General features: G+C 62.7%; 9 protein-coding genes. 5 read left to right on the forward strand and 4 right to left on the reverse strand.

Features of this window, described 5'->3' with window-relative positions; translation table 11 throughout:
* Positions 1 to 123 precede the first annotated feature (123 nt).
* The gene (locus ISX93_RS07355) at positions 124 to 2529 is read left to right on the forward strand and encodes a penicillin-binding protein 1A (protein ID WP_195778070.1); all 2406 of its coding nucleotides are present in this window, start codon (positions 124 to 126) and stop codon (positions 2527 to 2529) included.
* 79 nt (positions 2530 to 2608) lie between these two features.
* Here ISX93_RS07355 and ISX93_RS07360 read toward each other — a convergent pair whose 3' ends face one another.
* The 4 genes from ISX93_RS07360 to rpmE form a co-directional block, all read right to left on the reverse strand.
* Complete coding sequence (locus ISX93_RS07360) at positions 2609 to 3877, reverse strand: malic enzyme-like NAD(P)-binding protein (RefSeq protein WP_195778071.1); 1269 nt, start codon at positions 3875 to 3877, stop codon at positions 2609 to 2611.
* A gap of 86 nt (positions 3878 to 3963) precedes the next feature.
* Positions 3964 to 5406: a M48 family metalloprotease gene (locus ISX93_RS07365; protein WP_195778072.1), complete on the reverse strand. Its 1443-nt coding sequence runs from the start codon at positions 5404 to 5406 to the stop codon at positions 3964 to 3966.
* Complete coding sequence (locus ISX93_RS07370) at positions 5403 to 6167, reverse strand: thermonuclease family protein (RefSeq protein WP_229732103.1); 765 nt, start codon at positions 6165 to 6167, stop codon at positions 5403 to 5405. The genes ISX93_RS07365 and ISX93_RS07370 overlap by 4 nt, the downstream gene beginning before the upstream one ends.
* 62 nt (positions 6168 to 6229) lie before the next feature.
* Positions 6230 to 6442, reverse strand: a complete 213-nt coding sequence (gene rpmE / locus ISX93_RS07375; RefSeq protein ID WP_090196816.1) for a 50S ribosomal protein L31 — start codon at positions 6440 to 6442, stop codon at positions 6230 to 6232.
* Between the two features lie 293 nt (positions 6443 to 6735).
* Here rpmE and ISX93_RS07380 point away from each other — a divergent pair, with 293 nt between their 5' ends.
* The 4 genes from ISX93_RS07380 (at position 6736) to hslV (ending at position 12100) form a co-directional block, all read left to right on the forward strand.
* The gene (locus ISX93_RS07380; RefSeq protein ID WP_195778074.1) at positions 6736 to 8955 is read left to right on the forward strand and encodes a primosomal protein N'; all 2220 of its coding nucleotides are present in this window, start codon (positions 6736 to 6738) and stop codon (positions 8953 to 8955) included.
* A gap of 100 nt (positions 8956 to 9055) precedes the next feature.
* Positions 9056 to 10795 carry an arginine--tRNA ligase gene (gene argS / locus ISX93_RS07385; RefSeq protein WP_195778075.1) on the forward strand — a complete coding sequence of 580 codons (1740 nt, stop codon included), beginning with the start codon at positions 9056 to 9058 and terminating at the stop codon, positions 10793 to 10795.
* Positions 10796 to 11473: an SPOR domain-containing protein gene (locus tag ISX93_RS07390; RefSeq protein WP_195778076.1), complete on the forward strand. Its 678-nt coding sequence runs from the start codon at positions 10796 to 10798 to the stop codon at positions 11471 to 11473. It begins immediately after the preceding gene.
* A gap of 96 nt (positions 11474 to 11569) precedes the next feature.
* Entirely contained in the window at positions 11570 to 12100 is a 531-nt protein-coding gene (gene hslV, locus ISX93_RS07395) for an ATP-dependent protease subunit HslV (protein ID WP_195778077.1), read from the forward strand.
* Positions 12101 to 12114 lie beyond the last annotated feature (14 nt).

Consider the following 12114-nt stretch of genomic DNA (forward strand, 5'->3'; position numbering starts at 1 on the left):
TAACAGTCTTGACAGAAGCGCAAATGGCGACCCCGCAAAAAAACCGCTTATAATGTGATCAGTTTTTCGTTTCAGGTTATTCCTCTCGCATAACCCATTCTTTTATCTGGAAATCTAAAAGCCTTGATACACCTGATAAAGTTTTTCTGGTGGTCTTTCGTAGCTGTTTTTTGCGGGCTATTGCTCAGTTTAAGCGGCGCCTTTCTCTACCTCAGCCCCAGCCTGCCTTCTGTCGAGACATTACGCAGCGTTCAGCTGCAGATGCCTCTCAGGGTTTTCAGTAGCGACAGAAAGCTGATTGCCGAATTCGGCGAAATGCGGCGCACGCCAATTCGATTCGCCGACATTCCAACCGACTTCATCAATGCACTGTTAGCGGCCGAAGATGACAACTTTGCCAATCACCATGGCGTAGACCTGACCAGCCTGGTACGCGCGAGCTCCGAGCTATTAAGGAGCGGGCACATCCAGACAGGCGGAAGTACCATCACCATGCAGGTGGCAAAAAACTTCTTCCTTTCCAGCGAGCGCAGCTTTTCCAGAAAGATCAATGAAATTTTGCTAGCCCTGCAAATCGAGCGGGAACTCAGCAAGGATGAAATTCTGGAACTTTACGTGAACAAGATTTACCTCGGCAATCGCGCCTATGGTATCGAGGCAGCCGCACAGGTTTACTACGGCAAATCCATCAGGGATGTCAGCCTGTCACAGATGGCCATGATTGCCGGGTTGCCCAAAGCTCCCTCACGCTACAACCCCCTGGCTAACGCCCCGCGCAGCAAAGAGCGCCGCGACTGGATTCTCGGGCGGATGTACAAGCTCGGCCGGATCGATCAGTCACGCTACGACGCGGCAATTGCCGAACCTATCGACGCCAGCTACCACGGCCCGACGCCGGAACTGAACGCCCCCTATATAGCCGAAATGGTTCGCGCAGAAATGGTTGGCCGTTACGGCAGCGATGCCTATACCGAGGGCTTTCAGGTCACAACTACCGTTCCCAGCCATTTGCAGGATGCGGCGACCAGCGCAGTTCGCCAGGGGCTGACAAATTACGACGCGCGTCATGGCTACAGGGGGCCGGAAGCTCGCCTGCCCGGAATGACCAAAAATACCTGGCTGGAAGAGCTGGCCAAGCACCGCAGCATTGGCGACCTTGAACCCGCGATTGTCACCCAGGTCGAGCAAAGCGGCATTCTGGTGTTGACCAGGAGCGGCGAAGAAGTAGCTGTCCCGTGGGAAAGCATGAAGTGGGCCCGGCCATTTTTAAGCACCAACAGCATTGGCAGTCGCCCGCAAAAACCCGGCGATGTAGCCCAGGTCGGCGACCTGATAAGGGTAAGCCGCGGAACGGATGGCAGTTTCAGTTTTCGTCAGATTCCGGCAGCCCAGGCCGCCCTGGTTTCCCTTGATCCGCGCAACGGCGCAATCCGCGCCCTGGTCGGCGGCTTCTCATTCGAGCAAAGCAACTACAACCGTGCCGCCCAGGCAAAGAGGCAGCCAGGGTCAAGCTTCAAGCCCTTCCTCTACAGCGCCGCCCTTGACCACGGCTTTACAGCTGCCAGCCTGGTCAATGACGCGCCAATTGTCTTCCAGGAGGCCGGCATGGACGAGGCCTGGCGACCGAAGAACGACAACGATACCTTTCTCGGCCCGATACGCCTGCGCGAAGCCCTGTACAAGTCACGCAACCTGGTTTCGATCCGCGTTCTTCAGGCCATCGGCATCAATTACGCCCTCGATTACGTAAGCCGGTTTGGCTTCAACAAAGAGGACCTGCCGCGCAACTTTTCCCTAGCCCTGGGCACTGCAAACCTGACACCACTGGAAATCGCCAGCGGCTGGAGCGTTTTTGCCAACGGCGGCTTCAAGGTCTCGCCCTACCTGATTGAACGCATTGAAAGTCGTGATGGCCAGGCATTATTCATAGCCAATCCTGCGAGCATCCCCGCACCACAGGAATCAGTCGCCGTCGAAATAAATGAAGCCCCCTCTGACACTACTGACACCTCGCCAGTCCTGGCCGAACGTATTGTCGACGCGCGCACGACGTACATTCTCACCAACATGCTGCAGGATGTAATCAAGCGCGGCACCGGTAGACGCGCCCTGGAAATGCAGCGCAACGACCTGGCCGGAAAGACCGGCACCACCAACGAATCGAAAGACAGCTGGTTCTCCGGCTTCAACGCGGATTACGTGACTACCGTGTGGGCCGGCTTTGACCAGCCGGAAAGCCTCGGGCGCAATGAATACGGCGGCACGGTTGCCTTGCCCATCTGGATCAGCTTCATGAGCGCCGCCCTAAAGGACCAGCCGGAGCACCTGCTACCCGAACCCGACGGCATCAAGACCCTGCGCATAGATCCGGTGACCGGCCGGGCAGCCGCCCCAGGGACCCCTGGCGCCTACTTCGAACTGTTCAGGAGCGATGATTCGCTCCCGAGCATGGGTGAACAATCCCCTGGCTCGGCAGCACCGGGCGGCCCGTTGCCTGCGGACGAAAGTACGCCCATCGACCTGTTCTGAACCCGGTATAGCCAACAGCAAAAAGCCCCCGTCTTTCGACGAGGGCTTTGGTTCAGTGCTTCATAAAGCTAACCAGTGGTCAGCCGTTGAACACATCGTCCACCGTTTTGATTGGGTAGTTCTTCGGATAAGGCAGGGTTGCCACGCCGGACTCGATGGCCGCCTTGGCGACCGCATCGCTTACAACGGTAATCAACCGTGCGTCCATTGGCTTCGGAATGATGTATTCGCGACCGAAGGTCAGCTTGGCACCGCCATACGCATCGCAGACTTCCTGCGGAACCGGCAGCTTCGCCAGATCACGCAGAGCCAGCGCGGCAGCGATCTTCATTTCTTCGTTGATACGCTTGGCGCGCACATCCAGCGCGCCCCGGAAGATGAAGGGGAAGCCCAGCACATTGTTGACCTGATTCGGGTAATCCGAGCGCCCGGTAGCCATGATCACATCCGGCCGCGTCGCGTGAGCCAGTTCAGGCTTGATTTCCGGGTCCGGATTGGAACAGGCGAAGACGATCGGGTTCACGGCCATGCGCTGCAGATCTGCGGCGGACAGCAGATTCGGACCGGACAGACCGACAAACACATCAGCGCCCTCGAGCGCATCACTCATGGTGCGCTTGTCGGTTTCATGGGCAAACACCGCCTTGTACTGGTTCAGGTCATCCCGCCCCGAATGAATCACACCCTTGCGGTCGCACATGAAAATGTTCTCGATGCGTGCGCCCACACTCACCAGCAACTTCATGCAGGATATGGCGGCAGCACCAGCGCCCAGGCAGACAATCCTGGCTTCCGGCAATTTCTTGCCAACGATTTCCAGCGCGTTGAGCATGCCGGCCGCCGTCACGATAGCCGTGCCATGCTGATCATCGTGCATGACCGGGATGTCGCACTGCTCGATCAGAGCGCGCTCAATCTCGAAGCACTCGGGAGCCTTGATATCCTCGAGGTTGATCCCGCCGAAAGTGATGGAAATGCGCTTGACCGTGTCGATGAACGCCTGCGGACTTTCTGCATCGACCTCGATATCGAATACATCAATCCCGGCAAAGCGCTTGAACAGGACGCCCTTGCCTTCCATGACCGGCTTTGAAGCCAGCGGCCCGAGATCCCCCAGACCCAGAATTGCCGTGCCATCGGAAATCACTGCCACCAGATTGCCTTTGCCGGTGTACTTGTAGGCCAGCTCCGGATCGCGGGCAATCTCGCGCACAGGCTCTGCGACACCCGGACTATAAGCCAGTGCCAGATCGCGGGCGGTAGCCGTTGGCTTGGTCACTTCAACACTCAATTTCCCCGGACGAGGCTGGGCGTGATATTCGAGGGCGGCGGTTTTCAGATCAGTCATTTTGGCGACACCATTCTTTATGCGCATGGGTAAAGCGGGCAGGCGAGAATAACCAATACACCCTGACCTAACAAGCGAGGGCTGGCCTAGCGAGCCAGCTTGAGCATACTTCCGGGCGCAACTTCTCCGCTCGGATAAAGGCCATTCAGCAGGCGAATGCGAGCCACCTTGTCGCCCGGAAGGTCGGCTGACCCGGCCAGGCTTTCCAGCGTTTCTCCCGGCTTGACCTGCACCACATGGATCCGCACCGGCTGAGCCAGGGCTTTCTCCTTCGCGGTCAACGCCCGGAAACTGTTGATCACCGCCATAAACTGATTGTCCTCGCTTTCCAGCGAGCCTGGTGCCTTGACCACGCCAATGAACATGTAGACCTGCTGGCCTTTCACAATCAGCGCCACCCGTCGCGCCGGCTGGCCGGGGATAACCGCCGTGACCCCGGAAAGCCCGTCACGCTGAAAACTCTCCTGCATGGCCAGACGTTGATCGCCGACCTGCTTCCTGAGCATTTCTTCGGGCGTCAGGCGCGCGTCGAACTCACCCATCTTCAGGGCAACGAAGGCTTGCTGATCCGCGGTGTGGATAACCACCGCATCAGGGCGATTGAGCAGCTCCCAGCCTTGCGGGATACCCAGGGTGAAGTCGAGCCCGGCATGGAAAAACTGCTGTCCCCGACGCACGCCCTGCTCGGCCGAGTCGCCCAACGGCAGGCCTTCGAGATGCTTGAGGAAGGCCTGGCGGTTTTCCAGCTGCTGGCCACTGGCCAGCGCCCGGGCCGGACCGATTACCTGCTTGAGCCGGGTATCGTTATCCGGATGGGTATCGAACAGGCCGTGATAACCGGACGCTTTAACCGGCTGGCCGTTCTTCTGCGCCTGGTCGCGGGCAAAGTCATCCTGTGTCTTGAGCACTTCGACAACCTCGATCATCGCCTCGGGGTTGTAATCACTGCGTGCCAGATACTGGGCACCCAGCCCGTCAGCCTCCAGTTCCATGTCGCGGCCGTAGCCAGTGACAATGGCATTGCCCAGCACATTGGTCAGGTCGCCGGCCGCCCCGACTCCGGTGCCGATGGCAACCGCCTGACCGAGAATATTCCAGGCCTGTGCCTGGCTTTGCTGGCGCACGCCGTGACGGGCGGTGACGTGGCCGATCTCGTGGCCGAGCACCGCGGCCATCTCCGCCTCTGAATTAAGGTAGGCAAGCAGCCCGCGATTGATGAACACGTAGCCGCCCGGCAGGGCAAAGGCATTGATGTCAGCACTGTCGACGACGAAGAACTGGTATTGGAGATTGCTGCGATGACTATTGCTGGCGAGCTTTTCACCGACCTGCTGGACATACGCACGCAGCTTCTCGTCCTGGTAAATCGGGTACTGCTTGAGCACCTGCTGGTACGATTGCCGACCCAGGCTGAGCTCCTGCTGCTCGGTCATCATCACAAAATCGCTGTTGCCGGTCACCGGATTGACCGCGCAGCCCGATATCCCGGCCACGGCGCACAACAAAGCCAGAACAACACGTATGTTCATTGCAAAACCTCGAGCATGACCGGAGATGTTAGCGACAATAACCAGCGCGCCTGACCCGGCCTTGTCTGGCCACGACGCGCGCGATCGACCACCCAGCCACGCACCTCCACTTCGCGGCCGGACAGCTTCTGCAAGGCTTGGATATCGAACTGCGAAAAGAGTTTCGGCTTCACCTGCAAAACCAGCGAACTGCCCAGATCAAGCCAGAGTCCGCCACGATTGCGCTCGATCTTCAGCACCTGGCCATGAATCAGGGCAAAGCCGCCTGCGCGCACCTGGCCCGGCGCCAGGATATCCGGCCGACGCCACAGACCGCGCGCGGACTGGCGCGCCTGGCGCTCGGCCGCGCGCTGACAATCCACCAGGGCGGTTTCCGGAGCAAACGCCACCTGATATCCAAGCCCCTCCGCCAGCAGTTGCTGCTCCAGGTTGCGGCCCTGGCGATCATAGACATGCGCCAGCGTGCGGCCATAGTGATCCTTCGCCGGCACACCGACTTGCAGGGCCACCTGGCTGTCGTTGGCCACCACCAATTGCTGCAAGCGCTGCTGCGCCTGATGCGCAAATGGCTGCACAGGTCGCCCCTGGTGCGCGAGTTCAGGCGTGTTCAGCCCGACCAGCCGGACACTGCGCCCATCCATCAGCCGCAGCGTGTCGCCGTCGACCACCCGCTCGACGCGATAAGTCGGCAGCTTGCCGGGCAACGGGCAGGACGCCTGAGCGGCGATGCAGCCCAGCAAACCAATAAAAAAGGCGCCCATCACGGACGCCTTTTTTATCAGCTGCGAAAAAACCCGTAAGTCTTTCCTGCTCATTCGGCCAGTTACTTGGTGCCGAACACGCCGAAACGCTGCTTGAAGCGATCAATACGGCCGCCGGTGTCGAGCACCTTCTGCTTGCCGGTGTAGAACGGGTGGCACTCGTTGCATACGTCGATGCTGAGGCTCTTGCCCAGGGTGGAGCGGGTCTTGATCACGTTACCGCAGCTGCAGGTAGCATCGATTTCGACGTAATTCGGATGGATATCGGCTTTCATGTGCAATTCCTCGAGTCTGGCGTGCCGCCATCCGACCCTATGTCGAACACCGCACGTAAACAGGCGGCGGATCATACCAGAGCGCATTGCCGATGCAAGCCGCCCGCGCGGCGGGGCGATATACGGCGAAAAATCCGGCAGAATCCGCTGCATCCACAATCAGCCTCCCCCGCCCGGCCTTATCCGGCGAGAATAGGCCAAGCCGACCCGGGACGTACAATGCTGCGCAGGGTCACGCTCAACCTGAACGCCGCGGATAATCGCCAACCGCCACTGCCACTACGGAGCCCGTATTGCCCGACCTCATTCTGCGCCTCGCCCTGCCATCACCGCTGCGCCGCCTGTTCGACTATCGCGCCCCCGCGGGCCTGTCGCGCCAGGATCTGCAGCCCGGCATGCGCCTGCGGGTGCCGTTCGGCCGGCGCGAAGTCATCGGAATACTGGTCGAACTGCGTGACCATAGCGAGGTTCCAGCAGAGAAACTCAAGCCTGCCCTGCAGCTGCTCGACAGCCGCTCCGCGCTGCCGGCAAGCATGCTCAAGCTGTGCCGCTGGACCGCCCAGTACTACCAGCACAGCCTCGGCGACACGTTCAGCTGGGCCCTGCCGGCACTCCTGCGCCAGGGCGAGCCCGCCGAACTGCGCCAGGAGCGCTTCTGGAAAGTCGCCGCCGATGCCAGCCCGAATGATCCGCGCCTGCAGCGGGCGCCGCGCCAGCGCAGCGCCCTGCAGACGCTGGCGCAGCACCCGCACGGGGTGGCCCAGCAGTTGCTCGGCCAGCTGCAGCTGAACCGCGACAGCCTCGAACTGCTGCAGGAGAAAGGCCTGGTCGAGCTCGAGGTACGCCACAGCACAGTTCACCGGCATCACGGCGGCTGGCTGGCCCAGCCGGAGCTGCCACTGAATGCCGAACAACTCAGCGCCTGCACGGCCATCCGCTCCGGGTTGGACAGCTTCAACGCCTTTCTGCTGGCCGGCATCACCGGCAGCGGCAAGACCGAGGTCTACCTGCAACTGATCCACCAGACCCTGGCGGCCGGCAAGCAGGCGCTAGTGCTGATCCCGGAAATCAACCTGGGGCCGCAGACCCTGGAGCGCTTCACCCGCCGGTTCAATGCGCGCATCGTGCTGCTGCATTCGGCCGTCAACGACCGCGAGCGCCTGGATGCCTGGCTGGCCGCCCGCGACGGTGACGCCGACATCATCATCGGTACCCGCTCGGCGCTGTTCACGCCGATGAAGAATCCCGGCCTGATCATCGTCGACGAAGAACACGATGCCTCCTACAAACAGCAGGAAGGCCTGCGCTATCACGCCCGCGACCTGGCCCTGGTGCGCGCACAACAGGAAAACATCCCGATCGTGCTCGGCTCGGCCACCCCTTCGCTGGAAAGCCTGCACAATGCCCACAGCGGCCGCTACGCCCTGCTGCGCCTGACCCAGCGCGCCGGCGGGGCGCGACCACCGCGCTTCCTGCGCCTGGACATCAAGAGCCGGCCGCTGGACTCGGGCATTTCCGGACCGCTGCAGCAAGCCATTGCACAGACCCTGCAGGCCGGCCAGCAAGTGCTGGTATTCCTCAACCGCCGCGGCTTCGCCCCCACCCTGCTGTGCCATGACTGCGGCTGGATCAGCCAGTGCAGCCACTGCGACGCGCGCATGACCCTGCATCAGCGCTCGGCCGAGCTGCGCTGCCACCACTGCGGCCACAGCCAGCGCCAGCCCAAAGCCTGCCCCGACTGCGGCAAGGTCGACCTGCGCCCGCTGGGCGCCGGTACCGAGCGCGCGGAAGAGCGCCTGGGCATCCTGTTTCCAAACGTTCCGGTATTGCGCGTCGATCGCGACAGCACCGCGCGCAAGGGATCCATGGACGCGCTGTTTCACCGCGTCAACCGTGGCGAGCCGTGCATCCTGGTCGGCACCCAGATGCTGGCCAAGGGCCACCACTTCCCGCGGGTGACGCTGGTGGCGATCCTGGATGCCGATGGCGGGCTGTTTTCCGCAGACTTCCGCGCCAGCGAACACATGGCACAGCTCATCGTGCAAGTGGCGGGGCGCGCCGGACGTGCCGAGGAGCCCGGGCGAGTGATCATCCAAACCCACCTGGCCGACCACCCCCTGCTGGTGCAGCTGACCGAGCAGGGCTATTTCGCCTTCGCCGAACAGGCCCTCAGCGAGCGGCGTGCGTCCGGCCTGCCACCGTTCAGCCACCTGGCCCTGCTGCGTGCCGATGCCCTCGTACCTGGCCAGGCCGAGGCGTTTCTCGACACGGCCTGCGGCGCAGCCGAGCGCCTGCTGGCCGCGCGCAATACTACCGGCATCGAATTGCTCGGCCCGGTTCCAGCGCCCATGGAGCGCCGCGCCGGCCGCCATCGCGCGCAGTTACTCGTGCAAGCCGGCAGTCGCGCCAGCCTGCACCGCCTGCTGACACCCTGGCTGCAGGCGCTGGAACAGCTGCCAGGCAACCGCAGCGTGCGCTGGTCGCTGGATGTCGACCCGATCGACCTGTTCTGAAGCCTGACACGGCGGTTGGCAAGCCCGAAGCCGCCACGGATAATGCACGGCTATTCCACCGCATCACGCCCGCCTGTTCTGCCGGCCTCAAGAGCACACCATGAAAGACAGCATTCGCCACCTGATCCAGCAAGCCCTGACCCGCCTGACTGCCGAGGGCGTGCTGCCCGCAGGGCTGAGCCCGGTGATCCAGGTGGAGAACACCAAGGACAAGAGCAACGGCGACTTCGCCAGCAACATCGCCCTGATGCTGGCCAAGCCGGCCGGGCTGAAGCCGCGCGAACTGGCCGAGAAACTGGTCGCCGCGCTGCCGGCCGACAGCCAGGTCAGCAAGGTGGAAATCGCCGGCCCGGGCTTTCTCAATTTCTTCCAGAACAGCGACGCCCTGGCCCAGCGCCTGGAAGCCGCACTGGCCGACCCCCGCCTCGGCGTGCGCAAGAACGGTGTGGCACAGCGCGTGGTGGTCGACTTGTCCTCGCCGAACCTGGCCAAGGAAATGCACGTCGGCCACCTGCGTTCGACCATCATCGGTGACGGCGTGGCCCGCGTGCTGGAGTTCCTTGGCGACAGCGTGATCCGGCAGAACCATGTCGGCGACTGGGGCACCCAGTTCGGCATGCTGCTGGCCTACCTGGAAGAGAACCCGGCTGCCGCCGAGAGCGGGCTGGCCGATCTCGAGCAGTTCTACCGCGCCGCCAAGCAGCGCTTCGACGAGTCGGAAAACTTTGCCGTGCGCGCCCGCGAACTGGTGGTCCAGCTGCAGGCCGGCGATGCCAACTGCCTGCGGCTGTGGCAGCGCTTCAACGACATTTCCCTGTCCCACTGCCAGAAGGTCTACGACCGCCTCGGCGTGAAACTGTCGATGGCCGACGTCAAGGGTGAAAGTGCCTACAACGACCAACTGGCTGACATCGTCGAAGCCCTGCGCGACAAGGGCCTGCTCAGCGAGAGCGACGGCGCCCAGTGCGTGTTCATGGACGAATTCAAGAACGCCGAAGGCAACCCGCTGCCGGTGATCGTGCAGAAAGCCGGCGGCGGCTACCTGTACGCCACCACCGACCTGGCCGCGATGCGCTACCGCAGCCAGGTACTGCACGCCGACCGCGCGCTGTACTTCGTCGACCAGCGCCAGGCCCTGCACTTCCAGATGGTCTTCGAGGTGGCGCGCCGCGCCGGCTTCGTGCATGCCGGCATGCAGCTCGAACACATGGGCTTCGGCACCATGAACGGCGCCGACGGCCGCCCGTTCAAGACCCGCGACGGCGGCACGGTAAAACTGGTCGACCTGCTCGACGAGGCCGAAGAACGCGCCTACGCGCTGGTCAAGAGCAAGAATCCGCAACTCGACGACAGCGAACTGCGCCAGATCGGCCACGCCGTCGGCATCGGCGCGGTGAAGTACGCCGACCTGTCGAAGCACCGCAGCAGCGACTACAGCTTCAACTTCGAGCAGATGCTCAGCTTCGAGGGCAACACCGCGCCCTACCTGCTCTACGCCTACACCCGCGTGGCCAGCGTGTTCCGCAAGCTGGGCAAGGACTTCGCCGAGGTCGGCGGCCAGATCCAGCTCGGGGCCGCCCAGGAAATCGACCTGGCCACCAGGCTCGCGCAGTTCGGCGAGGTGCTCAACAACGTCGCCGACAAGGGCACCCCGCACACCCTGTGCAGCTACCTCTACGACCTGGCCGGGCTGTTTTCCAGCTTCTATGAGCACTGCCCGATCCTCGCTGCCGAGGACGAAAGCGTGCGCAACAGCCGCCTGCGCCTGGCCGCGCTGACCGGCCGCACCCTCAAGCAGGGTCTGGAACTCCTCGGCCTGCAGCCGCTGGAGCGCATGTAAGTGGCAACCCGAAAAAAAACCGCCACGCCCAGGCGCGGCGCCAGCCGCTACCAGCCGCCACCCCGCAAACCGGTACCCGGCTGGGTGTGGATGGCCTGCGGATTACTGGTAGGCGGCTTCATCGTATTTCTCATGCAGCTGCAGCCCGGCCGCGAAGAGATCAAGCGCGACAAGGCCGAACAAGCCGTCAGCCGCCAGCCGAAAACCGAAGTGTCTGCGGCGAAAAAGTCCGAGCCGCAGAAACCGAAGTACGACTTCTACACCCTGCTGCCGGAGTCGGAAGTCATAGTCCCGCCCGACGCTCTGACCGCGGAGAAGCCGGCGAGCAAGCCGCTGACGCCTGCCGAAGCCGCCAAGCTTGACGCCGCCCGCGCGGAAGCCCTGCTCAACGGGCAGACTCCGCCAGCCCCGCCCACGGTGGCCAAGGCGCCGGTGACCACCGAGTTCTTCCTGCAGGCCGGCTCGTTCCGCAAGCGCGAAGACGCCGACAAGGTCAGGGCCCAGATCATCATGCTCGGACAGAACGTCCAGGTTGAGTCCGGCACCGTGCGCGAGGAAGTCTGGCATCGTGTGCTGGTGGGTCCGTTCGCCAATCGCGAACAGCTCGCCCAGGCGCAGAAATCCCTGGCCGCCAGCGGTTTCGGCAACCTGCTGTTACAGCAGCGCCAGTCGCGCTAGCAGGGTTTTTCCGCGTCACGGTTGAAAAGCCGCCGGCATCGCCCCATCTCTTCCTGCACAAGGGCCACCCGGCCCCGCAGCGCGGAGCAGCTTCTCTTGACCACCATTGTTTCAGTTCGCCGCAACGGCAAAGTCGTCATGGGCGGGGACGGCCAGGTTTCCCTTGGCAACACCATCATGAAAGGCAACGCGAAGAAAGTCCGCCGCCTTTACCACGGCGAAGTGCTGGCCGGCTTTGCCGGTGCCACCGCCGATGCCTTCACGCTGTTCGAACGCTTCGAGGGGCAACTGGAAAAGCATCAGGGCCATCTGGTGCGCGCGGCGGTCGAACTGGCCAAGGACTGGCGTACCGATCGCTCGCTGAGCCGCCTGGAAGCCATGCTGGCGGTAGCCAACAAGGATGCCTCGCTGATCATCACCGGCAACGGCGACGTCGTCGAACCCGAGCTGGGCCTGATCGCCATGGGCTCCGGCGGCGGCTTCGCCCAGGCCGCAGCCATGGCCCTGCTGCAGAAGACCGACCTGTCGGCCCGCGAAATCACCGAAACCGCGCTGAATATCGCCGGCTCCATCTGTGTCTTCACCAACCAGAACCTGACCATTGAAGAGCAGGACTGCGCCGAGTAAGCGCAGCCTGCCCT

This window comes from Pseudomonas sp. N040, from assembly GCF_015637705.1.
Classification (GTDB): Bacteria; Pseudomonadota; Gammaproteobacteria; order Pseudomonadales; family Pseudomonadaceae; genus Aquipseudomonas.